Consider the following 23,846-nt stretch of genomic DNA (forward strand, 5'->3'; position numbering starts at 1 on the left):
TGTCACTCGAAGAGTGAGTGGCGGGCGCCCGGCTCCTCCCGGCGGCGGGCGGCACGGCGGCGCTGGATGATGATCAGGTCGACCACGGCGACCACCGCGAAGACCACGCAGAGGACCCCCAGCCACACCAGGTCGGCGCGGAACGCCAGCACCGCGAACACGGCCATGGTGACCAGCCCGAACCCGGCGAGCAGGAGCCGCATGTTGAGCGCGCTGTAGGCGTGGCCGACCGTGCCACGGGCGCGCCGGGGCTGCGATCTCGTCATTGCACGGACCTACCCCCGATCGGCCGGCTTAACCCGCTCTGCGGCCACCCGGGCCCCCGCCGCGGGTCGCGTGGGCCGCGTCACGCCGCCGGTAAGGTGCGTTACACCCGTGTGCCATGAGCCGCCGGATCCCGCCGTGGCCGGGGAGGATGGTCGGCATGACCATGACCCACGCCCTGCCGGTGACCGTCGCCGTCGCGCGGCGCACCGATCCCGCCCGGACCAGCGAGATGGTGGCCTGGATGCGGGCCGGCACGGCGCTGGCCGAGGCGTTCCCGGGGTTCCTCGGCTCGGGCTGGGTACGCAGCGCGCCCGGCTCCGGCGAGTGGCACATCATCTACCGCTTCGCCGACCACGAGACGCTGCGCCGGTGGGAGGAGTCGCCGCAGCGGCACTGGTGGCTGTCCTCGGCGCAGGGCATCGTGGAGCACACCCGGGTGGAGCGGCGCACCGGGATCGAGGGCTGGTTCGACCCGCCGCGGGAGCACGCCGTCGAGACGGTGCCGGTCAGCGCCGATCCCACCGTGCCGCCGTCCCCGCCGCGCTGGAAGCAGGCCGTGACGATCTGGTTGGCCTTCTTCCCGCTCAGCCTCACCGCGACGCTGCTGACCAGCCGGCTCCTCCCCGACGTGCCGCTGGCCGCCCGGGTGCTGCTGATGACCCTCACGCTGACCCCGCTGATGACCTACCTGGTGCTGCCCCGGATCACGGCGTCCCTGCACTGGTGGCTGCACGGGCAGCGCCCGCCGTGGCGCCCGGCCCGCTGACACCCCGTCGCCCGCCTCGCACGCGGGCTGCCAATAGCAGGTCGAGGCGCGGCCATTAGCAGGTCGAGGCGCGGCGGAACAGGGCTGTGCCGCATAGCCGACAGCAGCGGGTGACCGCACCCCGACCCGCGCGTACAGTTACCGCGCTGTTGCTCTCCGCTGCGGGACTGGGGAAGAGATGCCTCGACGCTGGGTCGCCGCCGTCGCCTGTCTGCTGGCACTGGTCGCCCTCGCCTGCGAGGGCGGCGGGGACTCCGGCTCCCGCCCGCCGCGCGAGACACCGTCGCCGGGCGCGTCCGGCGGCATCGCTGCGCTCGGCGACTCGATCAGCACCGGCTTCGGCTCCTGCCTGGTGCTCACCTCGTGCCAGCGCAACTCGTGGTCCACCGGGGACGGGCTGCGCGTGGACAGCCTCTACCGCCGGCTGCTCGACCGCACCCCCGCCATCCGCGGCCGGGCCTACAACCACGCCCGCCCGGGAGCGCGCGCGGCGTCGCTGGAGGGACAGGCCCAGCAGGCGGTACGCGACCGCGTCGACCACGTGACCGTGCTGATCGGGGCCAACGACGTGTGCCGGGGCGGCATCGAGGCGATGACGCCCGTGACGCGGTTCCGCGCGGAGGTGGACCGGGGCCTGCGGGTGCTGCGGCAGGGCCGGCCTAAGGCGCGGGTGCTGGTGGTGAGCATCCCGGACCTGTACCGGCTCTGGGAGGTCGGGCACACCGACGCCCGGGCGGTCCGGGCCTGGAAGCGGGGCGTATGCCCGGCGTTGCTGGCCGACCCGGCCTCGACGGACCCGCTGGACCGGGCCCGCCGGGCGGCCGTCCGGGAGCGGATCGACGACTACAACGCCCAGCTCGCCGCCGCCTGCAAGGCGTACGGCTCACGCTGCCGCTACGACGGCGGGGCGGTGCACCGGGTGCGGTTCGACCTGGACCTCGTCAACCCGCTGGACTGGTTCCACCCCAACGCCGCCGGCCAGGACCGCCTGGCCGACGTGGCCTGGCGCGCCTCGGGCCTCGCCTCCTGACCGACCCAGACCGGGTCGTCGCCGGCGCGGACCGGTCGGGAAACCGGCGCGGACGGAGAGCCGACCCGAGGGGTCAGGGTCGGCGGGGTTCGGGGACGGCGAGGGTGCCGTAGTGGCGGTAGAGGGCGCGGGAACGCACGGCCAGGTCCTTGGTGGCCGACGAGTTGGCCCAGGTGCCGAGGATGATCGCCGCCCCGGGCACCACCTTGGCGAAGAGCCGCTTCGCCGCGCGCACCCCGGCCATCTGGGCCAGGCGTACGCCCAGGCGCAGCATCACCCTGCCGAGCGGGTTCTGCCCGCCGCTGCCGAACAGGGCGCCGGCGCGCTCCCGCCCGGCGGCCACCCCGAGCGCGAGCCGGGCGCTCTCGGCCACCTTGTGCACCTTCTGCAGCACGAGCAGGTCGGTGGCCCGATCGGGGTGCCGCGGGTCGACGCCGTACGCGGCGGCGACGTGCAGCACCATCCGGGCCTGGGTCCAGGCCAGCACGCCCACGTCGATCACGGCACCGGGCAGCCCGGCCGCCCCGGAGACGGCGCCGGAGAGCCGGGCGTGGTTGACGAACTTGCGTACGGCCTGCTCCGCCAGGGCCTCGACGGAGGCCCCGGGCTGCTCGGCCCGGGCCCGCGCGGCCCACTGCGCCGCCTCCGGCCCCAGCCGGCGCACGGCCTCCAGGGCGAGGTGCTCCGGGGCGTACTGCGGATCCTCCCGCATCCGGTCCCAGAGCTTGAGCGGCGGCGCCTCGGGGACCTCCTGCGGAGGCGCCGGCACCACCGCCGGCGGCTGGGGCGCTCCCGCGGCGGGCTGGGCGGGCTGGCCGTCGGCGGGCGCGGAATCGGTCACGGGTTCTCCCGGGGGTCGGAGAGGTCGTCGGGGGGGTCAGCGGCGGTTCTGGAGCTTGGCCGCGAGGCCCTTCAGCTTCTGCTGGGTGCCGGGCTTGGCCAGCTCACGCCGGCCACGGTCGACCAGTTGCTGGCCCTTCGGCGAGCGCAGGAAGGTGCTGATCCGCTGCATCAGAGACATGTCGTCCTCCTGTCGGTGGTGCCTCTTCCATGTGTACCTCGGAACGACAACATCCGTACCCCGGACACCCGAACCGCAACCGTCCACTGTGGTCGGCGGAAGACTACTGGCCGGCCTCCAGGATCGCCTCGACGACCTCCGTGGCCCGCCACTCGTGCTTGGCGTAGTGCTCCGGGTAGGCCGAGATCTGCACCGCCTGGGCGGCGTCGGTCAGCCGCATCTGCTGCCAGCCGGGCACCTGCGCCAGCGCGGCGAGGAACTGCCGGGTGGCGAACTCCGGATCCATCAGCTGCCCCACCTCGCCCCACCCGCTGCTGGAGCGCTGCTGGAACAGCCCGACCGAGTCGTGGTCCCAACCGATGCCCTGGTGGGGGTAGTTCTGGGACTCGGGGAGCACCCCGCTGGCGACGTTGTAGAGGTTGCTCTCCTGCATCGCGGTGGCGACCGCGATGACGAACGCGCGCCGGGGCATGTCCATCTTCCGCCCCGTCCGCACGATCACCTCGGCGTTCTCCATCTGGGCGTTGTCGAGACCGGCCACGGGGGCGGGGTCGACGGGCTTGCGCTTGGTCTTCTTCGGGGCGGGGGTGGCGGTGTCCGGGTCGGCGGCGGGGGTGGGGCTGGCGGGGGTGGCGGCGGGGGCGCGTTCCAGACCGCGGGAGGCGGCGTCCGCCTCGGCGCGCTCGGCGAGCGCGGAGGGGGCGGCGACGGGGGCCGGGTCGGCGGCGGAGTCGTCCCGGGCGCCCTGGGCGACGGCGGTCAGGCCGAGGCAGCACAGCACGCCGGCGGCGAGGGCGACCCGCGCCCGGGCCGGTGCGGGCAGCAGCATCCGGGCGTACGTCCCGACGGAACGGAGGCCAGCCGGCCGATCGTGCGAGGGGGTATCGTCCGAACGGTCGATCGGGTCACCGGGGGTGATCTGATGGTCGAGGGTGCGGTCGTCACGCATCAGCCGAGGCTAGGCAGACCCAAACTCCGATCACCCCGGGTGATCTCGTGGCATTTTTCACGAAAGCGCCCCCACCCGCGGGACGCCTCGGCCGTTCCAGGGCCAGCCGGGGACGCACCTCGCGTACCGGGCAGACCTCGCGGTGGCACCCGCGCGCCCCCTGGTCGCACGGAAGAGGGACGAAGCGTCGACGCCGAGTGCATGATCCCCGAGTTCACCCTTTCGGCCGATAGGCTGCTCCACCCCACGGTCATCGCTGGGCACCCGACGGTGGAGTTGCGGGGATACGCCCTGATTGCTGATCACGCAGCGGCCCCGCGGGAGCCGCCGGCAGGAATGCACGAGGATGGCGGGTACGTTCCCCGAACGGGTGCCGTCCCCACGCGGCGACCCGTACGCACGACCAGGGAGGTCCGCACCGGTGCTCGACCCACACGAGCTCTACGAACTCATCGACGAGCTGCCCGACCTCGGTCAGCCCGTCCTGATCCAGGCCCTCACCGGGTTCGTCGACGCCGGCAGCGCCACCCGACTGGCCAGGGAGCAGCTGCTCACCTCGCTGGACGCCCGCCCGATCGCCCGGTTCGACGTCGACCAGCTCTTCGACTACCGCTCGCGCCGGCCGGTGATGACCTTCGTCGAGGACCACTGGGAGTCGTACGACGCCCCGGCGTTGGAGCTGCACGTGCTGCGCGACGACGACGAGACGCCCTTCCTGCTGCTCACCGGCCCGGAGCCGGACCTGCAGTGGGAGCGCTTCGTGGCCGCCGTCGGCGCGCTCACCGCGCGGCTGGACGTCCGGCTCACCGTGGGGCTCAACGCGATCCCGATGGCCGTGCCGCACACCCGTCCCGCCGGGGTGACCGCGCACGCCACCCGGCGCGAGCTGATCGCCGGCTACGAGCCGTGGTTGCAGCGGGTGCAGGTGCCGGGCAGCGTCGGGCACCTGCTGGAGTTCCGCCTCGGCGAGCTGGGCCGCGACGCCCTGGGCTTCGCCGCCCACGTGCCGCACTACGTGGCGCAGACCGAGTACCCGGCCGCCGCCGAGGTGCTGCTCGCCTCCGTGTCCCGCAGCACCGGGTTGCTGCTGCCCCGCGACGGGCTGCGCTCGGCCGCCGAGGTGGTCCGGCTGGAGATCGACCGGCAGGTCGCGCAGACCGACGAGGCCGCCCAGCTGGTGCAGGCCCTCGAGGAGCAGTACGACGCGTTCGCGCGCGGCCGGGGCGAGCGGAGCCTGCTCGCCAAGGAGACGGGGCCGCTGCCGACCGCCGACGAGCTGGGCGCCGAGTTGGAGCGGTTCCTGGCCGAGCAGACCCGCCCGGGTGACACCCCGAACACCTGACGGGTCGCCGGCGCGACACCCCGGAAGCTGACGCGGCGGCGCGGGCGCGGATGGGGCAGGCTGGACCCATGCGCCTGGCGACCTGGAACGTGAACTCGGTGAAGGCCCGCCTGCCCCGGCTGCTGGAGTGGCTGGCCGGCACCGGGCCGGACGTCGTCTGCCTGCAGGAGACGAAGTGCCCGGACGGGGCCTTCCCGGTGGCCGAGGTCGGCGAGCTGGGCTACCGCGTGGCCAGCCACAGCGACGGCCGGTGGAACGGGGTGGCGATCCTGTCCCGGGTCGGCCTGGCCGACGTGGTGGTGGGGTTCCCGGGCGAGCCGGGGTTCCCCGAGCCGGAGGCCCGGGCCATCTCCGCGACCTGCGACGGGGTGCGGGTCTGGTCGGTGTACGTGCCGAACGGCCGCACGCCCGACGACCCGCACTACGCGTACAAGTTGTCCTGGTTCGAGGCGCTGCGGGACGCCCTGGAGACGGAGTTGGCGAGCGGGGTGCCGCTGGCCGTCTGCGGTGACTTCAACGTCGCCCCGACCGACGCCGACGTCTGGGACCCGGCGGTGTTCACCCACTCCACGCACGTCACCCCGGCCGAGCGGGCGGCCCTCGCGGCGCTGCGCGACCTCGGGCTCTCCGACGTGGTGCCCACCCCGATGAAGGGCCCCCACCCGTTCACCTACTGGGACTACCGGGCGGGGATGTTCCACCAGAACAAGGGCATGCGGATCGACCTCGTGTACGCCTCGGCGCCGTTCACGCGGGCGGTCCGCTCGGCGTACGTGGACCGGGAGGCCCGCAAGGGCAAGGGACCGTCCGACCACGCCCCGATCGTGGTGGACGCCGACCTGGTTCCGGCGGTCGAGTCGTTCTGAGCCCCGACGGCGTGACTAGGGTGGAGCCATGGCAGTCGTGAAGATCAACGCGATCGACGTCCCTCCCGGCGCGGGCGAGGAGCTGGAGAAGCGGTTCGCCGCCCGGGCCGGCGCCGTGGAGAACTCCCCCGGGTTCCTCGGCTTCGAGCTGCTCCGCCCGGTCGCCGGGGAGAACCGCTACTTCGTCTACACGCGCTGGGAGAGCGAGGAGGCCTACCAGGCGTGGGCCGCCGGCCCCTCCCGCGCCGCCCACGCCGGCACGGGCGAGCGGCGCCCACCGGTCGCCTCGGGCGCCAGCCTCCTGGAGTTCGAGGTCGTCCAGCAGGTCCCGCCCCGCCCCTGACCCGTCCCGGGTGGGTCAGGCGGGGCGGGAGGAGAGCAGGGTGGCGAAGGCGATGATGTTGTCGGCGTAGCCCGTCCGGCCGCCGAGCCAGTCGCCGCCGCAGGTGATGAGGCGCAGACCCGGCGGGCCCTCGTCGCCGTAGACCCGCTCCGCCGGCAGCCGCTCCTTCGGGAAGTGCTCCACCGAGTCGACCCGGAACACCACGACCGAGCGGTCCGCCCGGGTCACCTCGACCGTGTCACCCGGGCGCAGCCTGTGCAGGTCGTAGAAGACCGACGGGCCGCTCCTGGTGTCCACGTGCCCCACGATGACCGCCGGGCCCGGCTCGCCCGGGGTCGGGCCCCGGTCGTACCAGCCGGTCTCGTCGGCCCGGTCCAGCGGCGGGACGGCGATCGAGCCGTCTCGGGCCTCGCCCACGGGCGCCACCGGCGCGGCCACCTCGATCGAGGGGATCGACAGGCGTACGGGCCGGCTGGCCGACAGGGCGCCGCTCTCGCCGCGGGCCGGACGTGACTCCCCCGCGCCGGCGGCCCAGTCGAACGGCCCGGCCGTCCGCCCCAGCCCCGCCCCGGTGGCGAAGACCCCGACCAGCACCAGCACCACGGCCAGCGGCACCGACCAGGGGCGGCGTCCGGGCGGCGGACGCCGGCGGGCCGCTGCGGCGGGCGGCTGGGGGGCGGGCGAGGTGGCCATGGGCGGGCTCAGCGTCGGGCGGCGTCACGGACGGAGCGCGGGCGACGCGCCGCGACCACCGCGAGGACGATGCCGGCCACGGTCAGCGCGAGACCACCGGGAAGCAGCAGCCCGCCGGTGAACCCGCCGTCGCCTCCGCCGAAGCCCGTCGCCGGGCCGCGACTGGGCTTCACCGCCTTGACCACCTGGAGCATGGTCGAGGCGGTCGCCCCGTCGGGGCACTCCAGCTTGACCCGGTAGTTGCCGGGCCGGGTGCGCTCGCGCACCATCGGCGCGGCGGTCAGCAGCCCGCGCTGCGGCTGCACCTGCACCCGGCCGAAGGCGTCCGAGACCACGATCGCGGGGATCGAGTTGTCATTGCAACTGGCCCGGATGCCGACGAGGAAGCCCGGCTGCACGGTGCTCGGGCTGACCTCGACGAAGACGGCGGGCTCCGGCGGCTTCGGCTGCGGCGGGCCCCCCGGCGCGGGCTCCGCCCGCAATCCGACGATGGGGAGGCCGGCGACAACGGGAAGGCCGGCGGCAACGGGGCGGCCGGTGACAGCGGGGAGGGCGGTGACAGCGGGGAGGGCGGTGGTCGGCGGAGCGGCCCCGGCCGGCAGGGCCGCGAGCAGCGGGCCGGCGAGCGCGGTCGCGATCGCCAGCGCCAGACCACCGCGGTGCACCGACACGACGCCACCTCCCGGCGCGTTGAGGCAGTGCCGGGCAACACCAGGAGCCCGGTCTGCCGTACGGGATGGATCCTCTCATCCCCGGGCGAACATCACATCCGATCCGGCGCGGTCGTCGCGTACGCTCGGGTCGTTGTGACCTCCATCGACTCTCCCGCCGCCGCGCCCGCGCCGCCCGCCGCCCGGACCATCCGCACCTTCCATCCGCGCCGCGGCCGGATGAGCAGCCGCCAGACGGAGGCGTTGGACCGGCTCTGGCCGGTCCACGGCCTGCTCGTCCCGGACGAGCCCGGCACGCCGGTGGACCTGGCCGGCCTGTTCGGCCGTCGGGCCCCGGTGGTGGTGGAGATCGGGTCCGGGATGGGCGACACCACCGCCGCGATGGCCGCCGCCGACCCGGATCGAGACTATCTGGCGGTCGAGGTGCACACGCCCGGAATCGCCAACCTGCTGGACCTGGTGGACCGGCACGGCCTGCGCAACGTGCGGGTGGCGCAGGGCGACGCGCTGGACCTGGTGGCGGGCCTGCCGGCGGCGTCGCTGGACGCGGTGCACGTCTTCTTCCCGGACCCGTGGCCCAAGTCGCGGCACCACAAGCGGCGGATCATCCAGCCGGCCCACGTCGCGCTGCTGCGCTCCCGGCTGGCACCCGGCGGCACCCTGCACTGCGCCACCGACTGGGCCGAGTACGCCGAGGCGATGCGGGAGACCCTGGACGCCGACCCGGGGCTGGTCAACGCGCACGACGGCTTCGCCCCCCGCCCGCCACACCGCCCGGTCACCAAGTTCGAGCGCCGGGCCCTGACGGCCGGCCGGCCGGTCTTCGACCTGATCTACCGGCGAAGGTGAAAGGAAGGGCCCCCTACTAGCGGATTTTGTTGTAGAAGGGGCCCTTCCTAACACCACCGCCGCCGGGGCCGGTTGGCGCGCGGGGGCATGATCCAGGCACCATGGGACCCGCTATGACGCTCACCGCCGCGCTGCCGACCAGCGCCGACCCCGACACCCTCTACGACGCGTTCGCCGGCTGGGCGAAGGAGCGCGGCCTCGACCTCTACCCCCACCAGGAGGAGGCGGTCATCGAGATCGTCTCCGGCGCCAACGTGATCATGAATACGCCGACCGGCTCCGGCAAGAGCCTGGTGGCGATCGCGGCGCACTTCGCGGCCCTGGCCGACGACCGGACCACCTTCTACACCGCCCCGATCAAGGCCCTGGTGTCGGAGAAGTTCTTCGCCCTCTGCGAGGTCTTCGGCGCCGACAACGTCGGCATGCTGACCGGCGACGCCAGCGTCAACGCCGACGCCCCGATCATCTGCTGCACCGCCGAGATCCTGGCCAACCTGGCGCTGCGCGAGGGCGACCGGGCCGACGTCGGCCAGGTGATCATGGACGAGTTCCACTTCTACGCCGAGCCGGACCGCGGCTGGGCGTGGCAGGTGCCGCTGATCGAGCTGCCGCAGGCCCAGTTCGTCCTCATGTCGGCCACGCTCGGCGACACCACCCGCTTCGTCGACGACCTGACCCGACGCACCGGCCGGCCCACCGCCGTCGTCCGCTCGGCCGAGCGGCCGGTCCCGCTCCTCTTCTCGTACGCGATGACGCCGCTGCACGAGACCCTGGAGGAGTTGCTGGAGACGAAGCAGGCGCCGGTCTACGTCGTGCACTTCACCCAGGCCGCCGCCCTGGAACGCGCCCAGGCCCTGATGAGCGTGAACGTCTGCACCCGGGCCGAGAAGGACATGATCGCCCAGGCGATCGGGAACTTCCGGTTCACCTCCGGCTTCGGCAAGACCCTGTCCCGGCTGGTCCGGCACGGCATCGGCGTGCACCACGCCGGCATGCTGCCCAAGTACCGCCGGCTGGTGGAGACCCTCGCCCAGGCCGGCCTGCTCAAGGTCATCTGCGGCACGGACACCCTCGGCGTCGGGATCAACGTGCCGATCCGCACCGTGCTGTTCACCGGCCTGTCCAAGTACGACGGCGTGCGCACCCGGCTGCTCAAGGCCCGCGAGTTCCACCAGATCGCCGGGCGGGCTGGTCGGGCCGGCTTCGACACCATCGGCCGGGTGGTGGTGCAGGCCCCGGAGCACGTCATCGACAACGAGAAGGCCCTGGCCAAGGCCGGCGACGACCCGAAGAAGCGGCGCAAGGTGGTGCGCAAGAAGCCGCCGGAGGGGTCGATCGGCTGGGGCAAGCCCACCTTCGAGCGCCTGGTCGAGGCCGAGCCCGAGCCGCTCACGTCCAGCTTCCAGGTCAGCCACTCGATGCTGCTCAACGTGATCGGCCGCCCCGGCGACGCGTTCGCGGCGATGCGGCACCTGCTCACCGACAACCACGAGGACCGGGCTGCCCAGCGCCGGCACATCCGGCGTGCCATCGCGATCTACCGGGCGCTGCGCGCCGGCGGGGTGGTCGAGCAGCTCGACGAGCCGGACGAGACCGGCCGGCGGGTCCGTCTCACTGTCGACCTCCAGCTCGACTTCGCCCTCAACCAGCCGCTGTCACCGCTGGCCCTCGCGGCGATCGAGCTGCTCGACGTCGACTCCCCCGCGTACGCCCTCGACGTCCTCTCGGTGATCGAGTCGATCCTCGACGACCCGCGCCAGGTGCTCTCCGCGCAGCAGTTCAAGGCCCGCGGCGAGGCGGTCGCCGCGATGAAGGCCGAGGGGATCGAGTACGAGGCCCGGCTCGAACTGCTCGACGAGGTGACCTGGCCCAAGCCCCTCGCGGAGCTGCTGGAGTCGGCGTACGAGATGTACCGGCAGGGCCACCCGTGGGTGGCCGACCACCAGCTCTCCCCCAAGTCCGTGGTGCGGGACATGTACGAGCGGGCGATGACCTTCACGGAGTACGTCCAGTTCTACGGGCTGTCCCGCTCCGAGGGCCTCGTGCTGCGCTACCTCGCGGACGCGTACAAGACGCTGCGGCAGACCGTGCCCGAGGACGCGAAGACCGACGAGCTGGTCGACCTCATCGAGTGGCTCGGCGAGCTGGTCCGCCAGGTCGACTCCAGCCTGATCGACGAGTGGGAGCGGCTGCGCAACCCCACCGACGCCGCCGAGGCGGCCGAGGCGCTGGACGACCGCGTCCCGGCGGTCACCCGCAACGCCCGCGCCTTCCGGGTGCTGGTGCGCAACGCCCTGTTCCGCCGGGTCGAGCTGGCCGCGCTGCGCCGCTGGTACGACCTCGGCGAGCTGGACGGCGCGTCGGGCTGGGACGCGGACGCCTGGGCCGACGCGCTGGAGCCGTACTTCGAGGCGTACGACTCGGTCGGGGTGGGGCCGGACGCGCGCGGGCCGGCGCTGCTCATGATCGAGCAGGGCCGGGAGAAGTGGACGGTCCGGCAGATCCTGGACGACCCGGAGGGCGACCACGACTGGGGCATCAGCGCCGAGGTCGACCTCGCCGCCTCCGACGAGGCGGGCGCCGCGGTGGTCCGGATCACCTCGGTGGGCCAGCTCTAGATTTGTTTCGAAGGGGCCGTCCGGGATGCCCGGGCGGCCCCTTTTGTTCCCTGGGCGATGTCACACCCGTCGATTAGAATGTATGTACTAATCGAAGTCCTGACCTGGGAGGACGTCCGTGAACACGCCCGCCTCCGCCCCACTCACCCCCTACGCCACCCTGCTCGGCTTCACCCGCTACGTCGACCGCACCGGCCCGACCAAGGCCACCTTCGTCGGAGGCCTGCGCAAGCAGCGGGCCAGCCGCTCCGGGTTCAACCCGCACGGCCAGTTCGTCAAGGCGCTCAAGGCCGACATCGCCTTCCACACCGGCGGCACCCACCTCGAACAGGTGGTCGACGTGGTCAAGCCCCGCTGGCGGCCGCTCTACGAGGCCCTCGTCCCCGGCGCGAAGGCCTGGCTGCACTCCCTCGGCGAGCCGAGGGCCGTCGACCTCGCCCAGACCCGCGACGCGCTCGCCATGCTCGGCGACCTGCCCGTCAAGATCAACCCCCAGTTCGGCGTACGCCACGCCGACGGCCGCACCGAGGCCGTCCGCCTGCACTTCGACGAGGCCCCGCCCAGCCCGGAGGCGGTGCTCGCCACCCTGCACCTGATGGCCCGGCACATGGACGCGGTGCTCCCGCACGCCGAGCCCGTCCTGGTGGACGTCCGCCGGGGCGAGGCCCACCACATGCCCGCCGACGCCCGGCCCGAGCAGATCGAGCGCTGGCTGGCCGGCGAGGCGGCGGCCTTCCAGGCGATCTGGACCACGGCCGCCTGACCCGTCCACCGCCCACCCACCCTTCCGACGGGCCCCCGGGCCACGACACGCGCCACCTTCCGGAGCCGGCGACACCGCCCGGAGGGTGGCGCGTTCGCCGTTCCGGCGGCCCACCGCGCCCGGGCGGCGACCCCGAGGCCACTTTCTCCGGGCACGACCGCGCAGCTCGGACGGCGATCGGCGGGCGCGGCGACAATCACTTTCCCCGTCAACCATTGAGCCTTCAACCATCTGCCGGTACGGTGGTCCCCAGGCGGCACCCGACAGGCCCGGCGGACCGAGATCCGGGCCGGCGAGGTGTTCCGTCGGCCGGTCGCGTCGCGGCCGGCCGCCCGCGACACGGCGCGCGTCGACCCGACCGGCCGTTCGGCAGTCCACCCAGCATGAGGAGCAGAACCATGACCCTGCCCACCACCGTCCGTGACGTCGCGATGCTGCTCGCCCGGATCGGCGTCGGCATCGTCTTCTTCGCCCACGGCTGGCAGAAGCTGGTCACCAACGGCGTCGACGGGACCGCCGCCTTCTTCGACCAGGCCGGCGTACCCCTGCCGACCCTGTCCGCGTGGTTCGCCACGGGCGTCGAGCTGCTCGGCGGCGCGGCGCTGATCCTCGGCGCGGTCGTCCCGATCGCCGGCGTCCTGCTCGCGCTGGACATGCTCGGCGCGTTCATCTTCGTGCACGCCGGCAACGGCCTGTTCGTGGACAAGGGCGGCTACGAGCTGGTCCTCGCCCTCGGCGCGGCGAGCCTGCTGCTGGCGGCGGTCGGGGCCGGCCGGCTCAGCGTCGACCACCTGCTGACCGGCCGCCGCCGGGCCGCCGAACCGGCCCCCGCCGGCCGGGCCTGACCCGCACAACACAGTGGTGGCCGCACCGGGGACGGTGCGGCCACCACTGGCGGTTGCCCGACGGGCCGGGCGGACATGGGTCAGGCGGTGAGGTACTTCTCCAGGTCGTCGACGATCTTGTTGGCGGCGCCGACGCCAATGCCGGTCATCCAGATCTCGTCGGAGACGACGTGCGCCTTGCCCGCCTTGACCGCCGGCAGCGCCTTCCACAGCGTCCCGCCGGTGACCTTGGCCTGCTCGGCGGCGGCCTTCTCGCCGTACGCGGTCACGAAGATGACGTCACCGTCGACCTCGCCGATGCGCTCCGGGCTCACCCGGTCCATCCGCCGGTCCTCCTTGCCGGTCAGCAGCTGCCGCTCGGGGCGGCCCAGGCCGGTGTCGCCGATCACGATGCCAGAGAACGAGTCCGGCCCGTACACCCGGATCTCGGTCGGCATGAAGCGGACGATGGACACCTTGCGGTCGGCGGCGTCGCCGAGCTTGGCGCCGAACTCCTTGGCCCGGGTCTCGTACGCGGTGAGCAGGTCCTTGGCCTGCTGCTCCTTGCCGAGCGCCTTGCCGTCGAGGAGGAAGTTCTCCTTCCAGGTGACGCCGACCTTCTCGGTGAACACGGTCGGCGCGATGGCCTTCAGCTCGTCGTAGAACTTCTCCTGGCGGAACTTGCTGCCCAGGATCAGGTCCGGCTTGAGGGCGTTGATCGCCTCCAGGTCGGGCTCGGTGAGCACCCCGACCTCCTTGATGCCGGCGAGCTTCTCCTCGCCGAAGTAGGTCGGCCAGCTCTTCGCCTCGCCCGCGGTGGCGGCGCCGACCGGCGTGACGCCGAGGGACAGCGCGGTATCGATCTTGTCGGTGTCGAGCACCACGACCCGCTTCGGGTCGGCCGGCACCTTGGTGGTGCCCATGGCGTGGGTGATCTCCCGGGTCTCCCCGGTGGTGGTGCCGGCGACCGGGTCGCTCTCACCGCAGGCGGTGAGGCCGACGCCGAGGGCCAGCGCCACGGTGAGAGCGGCGGCGAGACGACGCATCAGATTCCTTTCGAGGGGTACGAGCCGGTGCGCGGGGTGAGCGCGTCCTCGGCCGGGGGGCGGGCCGCCTGGGGCGGCGGTCCCGCCGGAGCTGAGCCGACCAGGTCGGCCACGTCGGACGGCCGGGTCAGCGAGGGAGTGGTGAGCGCGGGCACCACGAGGGGCGCCCCGGTCACCGGGCAGGGCACGACCACGCAGTCGAGCCCGAAGACGTCCCGGACCAGGTCGGCGGTGAGGATCTCCCGGGGCGGCCCGGCGGCCACCACGGCGCCGGACCGCATCGCGACCAGGTGGTCGGCGTACCGGGCGGCCTGGTTGAGGTCGTGCAGCACGGCCACCACCGTCCGGCCCCGCTCGGCGCGCAGCCGGTGCAGCAGGTCCAGCACCTCCACCTGGTGGGCGAGGTCGAGGAAGGTGGTCGGCTCGTCGAGCAGCAGCGCCTCGGTGTCCTGGGCGAGGGTCATGGCGATCCAGACGCGCTGCCGCTGACCGCCGGAGAGGGTGTCCACGGCCCGGCCGGCCAACCCGGCCACGTCGGCGAGCGCCATGGCCCGGTCGACGGCGGCGCTGTCCTCCTCCGACCACTGCCGCCACCACCGTTGGTACGGCTGCCGGCCCCGGCCGACCAGGTCGGCGACGGTGACCCCCTCCGGCACCAGCGGGCTCTGCGGCAGCACGCCGAGCCGGCGGGCGACCTCGCGGGTCGGCAGGTCCCGGATGGCGGCGCCGTCGAGCAGCACCGCGCCCCGCCGGGGTGTGAGCAGGCGGGCCATGGTGCGCAGCAGGGTGGACTTGCCGCAGGCGTTGGGCCCGACGATCACGGTGAACGCGTCGGCGGGCAGCTCCAGGTCGAGCCCGTCCAGCACCGTCCGCTCGTCGTAGCCGGCGACCAGGTCGCGGGTGGAGAGCATCATGCCTCCTTGCCAGGGTGGGACATCACGAGGAACGCCGGCGGCCGCGGACCAGCAGGAAGATCAGGTACGGGCCGCCGATGGCGGCGGTCAGCACCCCTGCGGGCAGCTGGGTGGGGGCGAAGAGCCGCCGGCCGGCCAGGTCGGCCAGCACCAGCAGCAGCGCCCCGAGCAGGGCGGCGCAGACCAGCGGGGGTCGCTCCGCGCGGACCAGCCGCCGGGCCAGTTGCGGGGCGACCAGGGCGACGAAGTCGACCGCGCCCACCTGGGCGGTGACCATCGCGGCGGCCAGCACCCCGGTGCCGGCGAGGCCGACCCGGCGGGCCACCGGGCGCAGGCCGATCCCCCGGGCGGTGTCGTCGTCCAGCGCGGTGCTGTTCAGCGCCCAGCCGGCCCAGGCGAGCACGGGCAGGAGCGCGACGAGGGTGCCGGCGATCCAGAGGGCCTCGGTCCAGCCCTTGCCGGCGAGCGTGCCGATCAGCCAGATCTGCGCGCGCAGCCCGTCGATCGGGTCGGCGGTGAGCATGACCACCTCGGTCAGGGCCCGCAGCGCGAAGGCGACCGCCACGCCGGCGAGCACGAACCGCTGGGCGGCCAGCCCGTGCCGGGCGCCGAGGGCGAACAGCAGCGCGGCGGCGGCCAGGCCGCCGGCCAGCGCCGCCGGCGCCACGATCACCGCGGCGGCCCCGCCGGTCAGGGCCACCGTGGCGGCGAGGCCGGCGCCCTGGGTGATGCCGACGACGTCCGGGCTGGCGAGCGGGTTGCGGGCCACGCTCTGGATCAGCGTGCCGGCGACCCCGAAGGCCGCGCCGGCCACCGCGGCCAGCACCAGCCGGGGCAGCCGCAGGTCGAAGACGACCAGGTCGTACGGGGTGCCGGCGCCGGAGAGGGCGCGCAGCACGTCGACCGGGGCGACGTACGGGGTGCCGAGGGAGAGGCTGAGCACCCCGGCGCCCAGCAGCAGCACGACCAGCGTGGCGGCGACCAGCACCGAGCGGCGGCGGATCTGCATGGCGACTGGGCCGACGCGCACCAGCGAGCGCCCGGGCAGCGCGACGACTCCGGCACGGGGGCGGCCCGTCGACCGGTCGGCCGGCTTCCGGGTGGCGGGGCGGGCGGGGGCGGTCACGCCGTCACCACCTTCGCGCGGGGAACGAGCAGGGCGGGCGGCAGAGCGCCGACCAGGGCGAGGCCGATCACGCCGTCACCACCTTCGCCCGCCGGACCAGCCAGGCCAGCAGCGGGGCGCCGACGAGGGCGGTGACGATGCCCGCCGGCACCTCCCCGGGCGGGGCGACCAGCCGGCCGACGACGTCGGCGCCGAGCAGCAGCGCGGGCCCGAGCAGCGCGGAGACCAACAGGGTCCAGCGGTGGTCGGCGCCGACCAGGGCGCGGGCCAGGTGCGGCACGGCGAGCCCGACGAAGGCGATCGGGCCGGCGGCGGCGACGGCCGCCCCGGTGAGGAGCACGGCGGCGACGCCGCCGCCGAGGCGGACCAGCCCGATCCGGTGCCCGAGGCCCCGGGCCACGTCGTCGCCGAGGGCGAGGGCGTCCAGGCCGCGGGCGACGAGGGCGGCCAGCACCAGCCCGGCGAGCACGAACGGCAGCACCTGGGCGGCCACCGAGAGATCTCGCCCGGTGAGCCCGCCGACCACCCAGAACCGGTAGTCCTCGAACGTGCGGGCGTCGATGCTGAGCAGCGCGTACACCACGGAGGCGAGACTGGCGTCGAGGGCCGCGCCGACCAGCGCGAGGGTGACCGGGCTGGCGCCCTCGCGGGCGCGGGTGGCGACGGCGAAGACCAGCAGGCCGGCGAGGAGCGCGCCGCCGATGCCGAACCAGACGTAGCCGGCGAGGCTGCCGACGCCGAAGACGGAGATGGCGAGCACCACGCCGAACGACGCGCCGGCGCTGATCCCGAGGATGCGCGGCTCCGCGAGCGGGTTGCGGGTCAGCGCCTGGAAGAGCACCCCGGCGACGGCGAGCGCCAGCCCGACGGCGAGGCCGAGGGCGGTGCGCGGCATCCGCAGCTCCCGGACGATGGTGGTGGCCTCGCCGCCGTCCGGGGCGACCAGGGCGCGCCACACCTCGTCGACGGCGAGCGACCGGCTGCCGAGCGCGAAGCTCGCCAGCACGGCCAACAGCAGCACCAGCGCGGCGGCGACGGCGACCGCCGCCCGGCGGCCGCCATGCGCGCGGGGCCGGGTGCCGGCCGGGGCCGGTGGGGTGGCGAGGGTGGTCACAAGTCTCCCGCAAGCTGCGCTTAGGTTCGCCTTACCTTAGCTCACCCGGTTAGGGCCGCCTAACCAGCGGTGGTCGATCCGCCGCGCCGCCGCCCGGCGGCGCGTCCCGGCCCTACGCTGGGGGGATGCGATTCGACCAGCACACGGTGGTGCTCCTGGTGCGCCCGCCGGACGCCCCGGAGTTGCCGCTGGACGCGGCCGACCGGTTGCAGGACGCCCACCTGGCCCACCAGGCGGGGCTGGTGGACCAGGGTCTCGTCCTGGCGGCGGGGCCCTTCGTGGCGGCCGACGACGACCGGCTGCGCGGATTCGTCGTGCTCTCGATCAGCCCCGAGGAGGCCCGCGAGCTGTACCACAACGACCCGGCCGTGCGGGCCGGGCGGCTGGCCGTGCAGGTGATGAGCTGGATGGTGCCGGAGGGCAACGTACGGTTCGAGAGCGTGCCGGTCCCCCGGTCCATGCTGGAGGCGGCGGCGGGCGACTGAGCCGTCAGCCCTCGCCGCCGGTGCGGGCCGCCGGCAGCGAGGGGCCGTCGAGCTGGTGGTCGGCCCAGACGTAGGTCTCGGGCAGCAGCTCGGCGACCGGCACCACGCGCAGCGCGTCCATCGGCCCGACGATGACCCGGATGGTGGGGAAGTAGTCGCGCAGCACCTGCCGGCAGCGCCCGCAGGGCGCGATCACCCCGCGCCCCCGGTCGCCCACCGCGACGATCGTCTCCAGCTCGGTGACGCCCTGGGTGGCGGCGGCGCCGACCGCGACCACCTCCGCGCAGGGGCCGCCGGTGAAGTGGTAGACGTTCACCCCGGTGAAGACCCGACCGTCGGTGGTCCGCGCGGCGGCGGCGACCGTGTGGTTCTCGCTGCGGCAGCGCAGCTTGGCGACCGCCGTGGCGGCCTGCACCAGGGCCCGGTCGGTGTCCCGCATCGTCATCGCGCATCCCCGTGGTTCGACGTCGGTCGGCGGTCAACTCTAGACCCGCCGGCGCCCGCGCGGGCGGACGCACGCGGGCGGACCGGTAACCCGGGAGCGATCCGGCCGCCGGCTGCCTATCCTTGGCGACGACATGCAGAATCCAGCCGCACCCGCCGCGACCGATCCCGCTCGCGAGCTGCACCGCCGCCTCCGCCCCCTGATGTTCCGCGACCAGCGTCGCCTGCAACGGCGGCTGGACGGGGTGCGCAGGCTCAGGGACCCGCAGCGGCGCGACGAGGCGCTCGCCGAGATCGCCGCCGACGTCGCGCGGGCCGAGGCGCGGCTGGAGAGCCGGCGCGCCGCCGTGCCGGTGGTCACCTACCCGGCCCAGCTGCCGGTCAGCGAGCGCAAGGACGACATCGCCGCCGCGATCCGCGACCACCAGGTGGTGATCGTGGCCGGCGAGACCGGCTCCGGCAAGACCACCCAGTTGCCCAAGATCTGCCTGGAGCTGGGGCGCGGGATCAACGGGCTGATCGGGCACACCCAGCCGCGCCGGCTGGCCGCGCGTACGGTGGCGGACCGGATCGCCGAGGAGCTCGGCACCGAGCTGGGCGACGTGGTCGGCTACAAGGTGCGCTTCACCGACCAGGTGAGCGACCGGAGCCTGGTCAAGCTGATGACCGACGGCATCCTGCTCGCCGAGTTGCAGACCGACCGGATGCTGCGCCAGTACGACACCCTGATCATCGACGAGGCACACGAGCGCAGCCTCAACATCGACTTCATCCTCGGCTACCTCCGGCAGCTCCTCCCCCGCCGCCCCGACCTCAAGGTGATCATCACCTCGGCGACCATCGAGACCGAGCGGTTCGCCCGGCACTTCGCCGGGCCGCCCACCGACGACGCGCCGGACGGCGTCCCGGCGCCGGTGGTCGAGGTGTCCGGGCGCACGTACCCGGTCGAGGTGCGCTACCGGCCGCTGGTCGCCCTCGCCGAGGGCGAGGACGACGGGGACGACGAGGAGAACGTCCGGGACCAGATCCAGGCCATCGGCGACGCCGTCGAGGAGCTGGCCGCCGAGGGGCCCGGCGACGTCCTGGTCTTCCTCAGCGGCGAGCGGGAGATCCGGGACACCGCCGACGCGCTGGGCAAGCTGGTGGAGAAGAAGCCGGCGCTGCGCGGCACAGAGATCCTGCCGCTCTACGCCCGGCTCTCCACCGCCGAGCAGCACCGGGTCTTCGCCCCGCACGCCGGGCGCCGGGTGGTGCTCGCGACCAACGTCGCGGAGACCTCGCTCACCGTGCCCGGCATCAAGTACGTGGTGGACCCGGGCACGGCCCGCATCTCCCGCTACAGCAGCCGACTCAAGGTGCAGCGGCTGCCGATCGAGCCGGTCTCGCAGGCCTCCGCCAACCAGCGCAAGGGGCGCTGCGGGCGCACCTCGGACGGCATCTGCATCCGCCTCTACGACGAGCAGGACTTCCTGTCCCGCCCCGAGTTCACCGACCCCGAGATCCTGCGCACCAACCTCGCCTCGGTCATCCTCCAGATGACCTCGATCGGGCTCGGCGACATCGCCGCGTTCCCGTTCATCGACCCGCCGGACCGACGCAACATCGCCGACGGCGTCAACCTGCTGCACGAGCTGGGCGCGCTGGACCCGGCCGAGACCGACCCGGCGAAGCGGCTCACCCCGCTCGGCCGGCGGCTCGCCCAGCTCCCCGTCGACCCGCGGCTGGCCCGGATGGTCGTCGAGGGTGAGCGCAACGGCTGCGCCACCGAGGTGATGGTGATCGCCGCCGCGCTGTCGATCCAGGACCCCCGCGAACGGCCCGCGGACCGGCAGGCCCAGGCCGACCAGGCGCACGCCCGGTTCACCGACCGCGAGTCGGACTTCGTGACGCTGCTCAACCTGTGGCGGCACCTGCGCGAGCAGCAGCGCGAGCTGTCCTCCAGCGCGTTCCGCCGGATGTGCAAGGCGGAGTTCCTCAACTACCTGCGGGTACGCGAGTGGCAGGACATCGTCAGCCAGTTGCGCCAGGTGCTGCGTACCCCCGAGGAAGGGCGACCGGCGCGGGACGCCGACGGCGGCGGCCGGCGCCGGGGCGGCGCGGACCTGCCGGAGGAGATCGACACCCCCAGGGTGCACCAGTCGCTGCTGGCCGGCCTGCTGTCGCACATCGGGCTCAAGGACGCCCAGAAGCACGAGTACCTGGGCGCGCGGGGCGCCAAGTTCGCGCTCTTCCCCGGCTCGGCGCTGTTCAAGAAGCCGCCGCGGTGGGTGATGGCCGCCGAGCTGGTGGAGACCTCCCGGCTCTGGGGCCGGGTGAACGGCCGGGTCGAGCCGGAGTGGGTCGAGCCCCTCGCCCAGCACCTGGTCAAACGCAGCTACAGCGAGCCGCACTGGGAAAAGAAGCAGGCGGCCGTGATGGCGTACGAGAAGGTGACGCTCTACGGCGTCCCGCTGGTCACCTCACGCAAGGTCAACTTCGGCCGGATCGACCCGGCGCTGTCCCGCGAGCTGTTCATCCGGCACGCCCTGGTGGAGGGCGACTGGCAGACCCACCACCACTTCTGGCGGGACAACCAGCGGCTGCTGGCGGAGATCGAGGAGCTGGAGAACCGGGCCCGCCGCCGCGACATCCTCGTCGACGACCAGACCGTCTTCGACTTCTACGACGCCCGCGTCCCGGCGGACGTGGTCTCCGGGCGGCACTTCGACGCCTGGTGGAAGAAGACCCGCCGCGAGCAGCCGGACCTGCTCACCTTCACCCGGGAGCTGCTGGTCAACGCCGGCCGCGGCGGGGTGGACGAGGCCGACTACCCCGACGAGTGGTCGGCCGACGGGGTGACCCTGCCGCTGACCTACCGGTTCGAGCCGGGCACCGCGACCGACGGCGTGACCGTCGACATCCCGCTGCCGCTGCTCAACCAGGTGCCGGCGGAGAGCTTCGACTGGCAGGTCCCCGGGCTGCGCGAGGAACTGGTGGTCGCGCTGATCCGCTCGCTGCCCAAGGCGGTGCGCCGCAACTTCGTCCCGGTGCCGGACTACGCCCGCGCGGCGCTCGCCGCGATGCCGGCCGGCGAGGAGCCGCTGCTGGACGCGCTGACCCGGCAGCTGCGCCGGATGACCGGCGTCACCGTGCCCCGCGACGCCTGGGACCTCGACCGGCTCCCCGCGCACCTGCGGGTCAGCTTCCGGGTGCTCGACGAGGAGAACAAGCCGGTCGCCGAGGGCAAGGACCTGCCGGCCCTGCAACGCCAGCTCAAGGCGGAGGTACGCCAGGTGGTGGCCGCCGCCGCGCCGGACGTGGCCCGCACCGGGCTGACCGACTGGGGCATCGGCACGCTGCCGCGCACCATCGAGCAGGTCCGGGCCGGGTACGCGGTGACGGCGTACCCGGCGCTGGTGGACGAGGGCGCCACGGTCGGGGTGAAGGTGTTCGACTCGCCGGCCGAGCAGGAGGCCGCGCACTGGGCGGGCACCCGGCGGCTGCTCCGGCTGACCGTGCCGTCGCCGGCGAGGTTCCTCCAGGGGCGGCTGAGCAACGAGGCGAAGCTGGCCCTGAGCCGCAACCCGCACGGGGGTGTGCAGCAGCTCATCGACGATGCCGCCGGGGCGGCGATCGACAAGCTGATCGGCGACGCCGGCGGGCCGGCCTGGGACGCCGAGGGCTTCGCCGCCCTGCGCGAGAAGGTCCGCGCCGACCTGGTGGACACCGTGGTCGAGGTGATGGACCGGGTGCGCCGGGTGCTCGCCGCCGCGCACGCGGTGGAGCAGCGGCTCGGCAAGACCCAGAACCTGGCCGTGGTGGCGGCGCTGGCCGACATCCGGGCCCAGCTCACCGGCCTGGTGCACGCCGGCTTCGTCACCGAGACCGGGTACGCGCGCCTGCCCGACCTGCTGCGCTACCTCACGGCGGTCGAGCGGCGGCTGGACCGGCTGCCCGGCAACCCGCAGCGCGACAAGCAGCAGCAGGACCGGATCGCGGTGGTGCAGAAGGAATACCGGGACATGCTCGCCGCGCTGCCGCCGAGCCGACGGCAGTCGGCGGCGGTCCGGCAGATCCGCTGGATGATCGAGGAGCTGCGGGTGAACGTCTTCGCCCAGGCCCTGGGCACCCCGTACCCGGTGTCGGAGCAGCGGATCTACCGCGCGATGGACGACGCCGAGGGTAGGTAGTCCCGGTGCGGCCGGGCGAAACCGGTGTTGTGCGGCCGGGCGAAACCGGTGTTCGTCTCCGCGACGGCCGCCGGGTGAGCCCGGCGGGGGCAGCGCGCCGACGTGGGCGGCCCGCCGGGCGCGGCTGAGCCGGGCGGGTCAGCGCGCCGACGCGGACGCACCGCGCAGCACCCGCAGCAGCACCGGCGGGGAGAGCAGCCGCGCCGGCGGGTCGACGAGGTTGAGCACCCGCAGGAACGCCGCGCCCAGCGCCGCGTCCCGGGCCGCCGCGGCGTGCAGCCGGCCGACGTACGCGTTGACCAGGCGCACCCGCGGCGAACGCCGACCGGGCACCTCGGGGAAGCGCAGGTCGGTGCCGACCGCGATGGACCACGGCCCGTCGATCAGGCGACCCGCGCCCCGGAAGAAGCCCCGGGCGAGCCGGTCCGGCCGCCGCCGGACCAGCCGGCGCAGCAACAGCGCCTCCAGCGCGGCCACGGTCATCCCCTGCCCGTAGACCGGGTTGAAGCTGCACAACGCGTCGGCCACCACGAGGTAGCCGGCCGGGAAGCGGCGCAGCCGCTCGTAGCGGCGCCGCACGCTGGCCGGGTACCGCATCGTCACCGGCGGGCTCGCCGGCCGCGCCGTACGTAGCAGCTCGGCGATCTGCGGGGCGGCGAGGCGGTCGGCGAAGGCGGCCATCCCCTCGTCGTCGGCCGGCGGCTCCTCGCCGAGCATGCCGCTGAGCGCCACCGCGAACCGGTCCTGTTCCTGCACAGCGACGATGCCGCCCCACGGCTGGCCGGGCACGGCGTTGGTGAGCGCGCCGAGCAGCCCCTCCAGGTGGTGCGGCTCGCGGCGGTAGGTGCGGGTGACGTAGGTGACCCCGATCCGGACTCGGTCCTCGGGCGCCGGCCGGTAGCCCAGCTCGGCCAGCCACACGGGACTACGGCTGCCCCGGCCGCCGGCGTCCACCACCAGGTCGGCCTCGACGGTGTGCGGCTCCCCGTCGCGGGGGCGCAGCCGCACGCCGGTGACCCGGCGCCGGTCGGCGGTGGTGGTGAGCCCCTCCGCCTCGCAGCCCGACACGATCCGCACCCCGGGCAGGGCGGCGACCCGCCGCCGGACCACCTGTTCCAGCAGCGGCCGGCTGACCCCGAAGCCGAGCAGCGGCGACGGCGCGCGCCGCATCCGGTGGCCGTCGTTGTACCAGTGGACCTGCTCGTGCAGGTCGACCGTGGGCACGCCGTTCGCGGTCAGCTCGGCGGTGATGCCGGGCAGCAGTTCCTCGAACGCCTGCCGGCCCCGGGCCAACAGGACGTGCAACTGCCGCCCCTGCGGCACGCCCCGGCGGCTGTCCGCCCGCTCGGGCAGCACGTCGCGGTCGACGAGGGTGACCCGGTCGTACGCCTCGGTGAGTGCGCGGGCGACCAGCAGGCCGCCCATGCTGGCGCCGATCACCACGGCGCTGCCGGTTGCCATGCGGGCAGCGTAGGTCGACCGCCGGCCGGGATTCGCCTTCCGCCTTGCGCACCCGGGGTCGTCTTGCCGACGGGTTGTCCCGGCG

23 protein-coding genes are annotated in these 23,846 nt (G+C 74.3%); 11 read left to right on the forward strand and 12 right to left on the reverse strand.

Features of this window, described 5'->3' with window-relative positions; all coding sequences use genetic code 11:
• Positions 1-2: 2 nt before the first annotated feature.
• Positions 3-266 (reverse strand): DUF6343 family protein, encoded by a 264-nt coding sequence (locus ACZ6Q9_RS17570; protein ID WP_350682876.1) that lies wholly within the window; start codon positions 264-266, stop codon positions 3-5.
• A 158-nt stretch (positions 267-424) separates the two neighbouring features.
• Between ACZ6Q9_RS17570 and ACZ6Q9_RS17575 the strand changes: the two genes are divergently transcribed.
• A complete protein-coding gene (locus ACZ6Q9_RS17575) occupies positions 425-1,033 on the forward strand; it encodes an antibiotic biosynthesis monooxygenase (RefSeq protein ID WP_396830322.1) in 609 nt (202 codons plus the stop codon).
• Positions 1,034-1,211: 178 nt separating this feature from the next.
• Positions 1,212-2,063: a GDSL-type esterase/lipase family protein gene (locus tag ACZ6Q9_RS17580; RefSeq protein ID WP_393456210.1), complete on the forward strand. Its 852-nt coding sequence runs from the start codon at positions 1,212-1,214 to the stop codon at positions 2,061-2,063.
• Between the two features lie 73 nt (positions 2,064-2,136).
• Here ACZ6Q9_RS17580 and ACZ6Q9_RS17585 read toward each other — a convergent pair whose 3' ends face one another.
• From ACZ6Q9_RS17585 to ACZ6Q9_RS17595, 3 genes are all read right to left on the reverse strand, one after another.
• A complete protein-coding gene (locus ACZ6Q9_RS17585) occupies positions 2,137-2,904 on the reverse strand; it encodes an EcsC family protein (RefSeq protein WP_393456207.1) in 768 nt (255 codons plus the stop codon).
• A gap of 36 nt (positions 2,905-2,940) precedes the next feature.
• Entirely contained in the window at positions 2,941-3,084 is a 144-nt protein-coding gene (locus tag ACZ6Q9_RS17590; protein ID WP_176737248.1) for a hypothetical protein, read from the reverse strand.
• A 103-nt stretch (positions 3,085-3,187) separates the two neighbouring features.
• Positions 3,188-4,033, reverse strand: coding sequence for a peptidase M23 (locus tag ACZ6Q9_RS17595; RefSeq protein ID WP_393456204.1), 846 nt, complete (start codon positions 4,031-4,033; stop codon positions 3,188-3,190).
• Positions 4,034-4,454: 421 nt separating this feature from the next.
• On the opposite strand from ACZ6Q9_RS17595, the gene ACZ6Q9_RS17600 reads away from it, so the two are divergent.
• The 3 genes from ACZ6Q9_RS17600 to ACZ6Q9_RS17610 all read left to right on the forward strand — a co-directional run bounded on the left by ACZ6Q9_RS17600 (position 4,455) and on the right by ACZ6Q9_RS17610 (position 6,584).
• A complete protein-coding gene (locus tag ACZ6Q9_RS17600; protein ID WP_357452016.1) occupies positions 4,455-5,375 on the forward strand; it encodes a proteasome assembly chaperone family protein in 921 nt (306 codons plus the stop codon).
• A 68-nt stretch (positions 5,376-5,443) separates the two neighbouring features.
• Positions 5,444-6,241, forward strand: coding sequence for an exodeoxyribonuclease III (locus tag ACZ6Q9_RS17605; protein ID WP_357697607.1), 798 nt, complete (start codon positions 5,444-5,446; stop codon positions 6,239-6,241).
• Between the two features lie 28 nt (positions 6,242-6,269).
• Positions 6,270-6,584, forward strand: coding sequence for an antibiotic biosynthesis monooxygenase family protein (locus ACZ6Q9_RS17610; RefSeq protein WP_357452010.1), 315 nt, complete (start codon positions 6,270-6,272; stop codon positions 6,582-6,584).
• 15 nt (positions 6,585-6,599) lie between these two features.
• Here the strand turns inward: ACZ6Q9_RS17610 and ACZ6Q9_RS17615 are convergent, their stop codons facing one another.
• Positions 6,600-7,277 (reverse strand): class F sortase, encoded by a 678-nt coding sequence (locus tag ACZ6Q9_RS17615; protein ID WP_396830323.1) that lies wholly within the window; start codon positions 7,275-7,277, stop codon positions 6,600-6,602.
• 8 nt (positions 7,278-7,285) lie between these two features.
• On the reverse strand, positions 7,286-7,942 hold the full coding sequence (locus ACZ6Q9_RS17620) for a hypothetical protein (RefSeq protein WP_393456599.1): 657 nt from the start codon (positions 7,940-7,942) through the stop codon (positions 7,286-7,288).
• Positions 7,943-8,167: 225 nt separating this feature from the next.
• Between ACZ6Q9_RS17620 and trmB the strand changes: the two genes are divergently transcribed.
• The 4 genes from trmB (at position 8,168) to ACZ6Q9_RS17640 (ending at position 13,023) form a co-directional block, all read left to right on the forward strand.
• Entirely contained in the window at positions 8,168-8,797 is a 630-nt protein-coding gene (trmB, locus tag ACZ6Q9_RS17625; protein ID WP_396830328.1) for a tRNA (guanosine(46)-N7)-methyltransferase TrmB, read from the forward strand.
• A 113-nt stretch (positions 8,798-8,910) separates the two neighbouring features.
• A complete protein-coding gene (locus ACZ6Q9_RS17630; protein WP_393267427.1) occupies positions 8,911-11,415 on the forward strand; it encodes a DEAD/DEAH box helicase in 2,505 nt (834 codons plus the stop codon).
• A 118-nt stretch (positions 11,416-11,533) separates the two neighbouring features.
• Positions 11,534-12,178, forward strand: a complete 645-nt coding sequence (locus tag ACZ6Q9_RS17635) for a hypothetical protein (protein ID WP_393267430.1) — start codon at positions 11,534-11,536, stop codon at positions 12,176-12,178.
• A gap of 398 nt (positions 12,179-12,576) precedes the next feature.
• A complete protein-coding gene (locus ACZ6Q9_RS17640) occupies positions 12,577-13,023 on the forward strand; it encodes a DoxX family protein (protein ID WP_396830324.1) in 447 nt (148 codons plus the stop codon).
• Between the two features lie 80 nt (positions 13,024-13,103).
• Here ACZ6Q9_RS17640 and ACZ6Q9_RS17645 read toward each other — a convergent pair whose 3' ends face one another.
• From ACZ6Q9_RS17645 to ACZ6Q9_RS17660, 4 genes are all read right to left on the reverse strand, one after another.
• The gene (locus ACZ6Q9_RS17645; protein ID WP_393452540.1) at positions 13,104-14,048 is read right to left on the reverse strand and encodes an ABC transporter substrate-binding protein; all 945 of its coding nucleotides are present in this window, start codon (positions 14,046-14,048) and stop codon (positions 13,104-13,106) included.
• Complete coding sequence (locus tag ACZ6Q9_RS17650; RefSeq protein ID WP_396830179.1) at positions 14,048-14,959, reverse strand: ABC transporter ATP-binding protein; 912 nt, start codon at positions 14,957-14,959, stop codon at positions 14,048-14,050. The genes ACZ6Q9_RS17645 and ACZ6Q9_RS17650 overlap by 1 nt, the downstream gene beginning before the upstream one ends.
• A gap of 25 nt (positions 14,960-14,984) precedes the next feature.
• Positions 14,985-16,088, reverse strand: coding sequence for a FecCD family ABC transporter permease (locus ACZ6Q9_RS17655; RefSeq protein ID WP_396830180.1), 1,104 nt, complete (start codon positions 16,086-16,088; stop codon positions 14,985-14,987).
• A 67-nt stretch (positions 16,089-16,155) separates the two neighbouring features.
• Positions 16,156-17,202 (reverse strand): FecCD family ABC transporter permease, encoded by a 1,047-nt coding sequence (locus tag ACZ6Q9_RS17660; protein ID WP_393267439.1) that lies wholly within the window; start codon positions 17,200-17,202, stop codon positions 16,156-16,158.
• A 125-nt stretch (positions 17,203-17,327) separates the two neighbouring features.
• Here ACZ6Q9_RS17660 and ACZ6Q9_RS17665 point away from each other — a divergent pair, with 125 nt between their 5' ends.
• Positions 17,328-17,687, forward strand: coding sequence for a YciI family protein (locus ACZ6Q9_RS17665; RefSeq protein WP_393267442.1), 360 nt, complete (start codon positions 17,328-17,330; stop codon positions 17,685-17,687).
• A 4-nt stretch (positions 17,688-17,691) separates the two neighbouring features.
• Here the strand turns inward: ACZ6Q9_RS17665 and ACZ6Q9_RS17670 are convergent, their stop codons facing one another.
• A complete protein-coding gene (locus tag ACZ6Q9_RS17670; protein WP_393267443.1) occupies positions 17,692-18,132 on the reverse strand; it encodes a cytidine/deoxycytidylate deaminase family protein in 441 nt (146 codons plus the stop codon).
• Positions 18,133-18,265: 133 nt separating this feature from the next.
• Here ACZ6Q9_RS17670 and hrpA point away from each other — a divergent pair, with 133 nt between their 5' ends.
• Entirely contained in the window at positions 18,266-22,300 is a 4,035-nt protein-coding gene (hrpA, locus tag ACZ6Q9_RS17675; protein ID WP_396830181.1) for an ATP-dependent RNA helicase HrpA, read from the forward strand.
• A gap of 138 nt (positions 22,301-22,438) precedes the next feature.
• On the opposite strand, the gene ACZ6Q9_RS17680 is transcribed toward hrpA, so the two are convergent.
• Positions 22,439-23,761, reverse strand: a complete 1,323-nt coding sequence (locus ACZ6Q9_RS17680) for an FAD-dependent oxidoreductase (protein WP_396830182.1) — start codon at positions 23,759-23,761, stop codon at positions 22,439-22,441.
• Between the last annotated feature and the right edge of the window lie 85 nt (positions 23,762-23,846).

It is taken from the genome of Micromonospora sp. NPDC049139, from assembly GCF_055586845.1.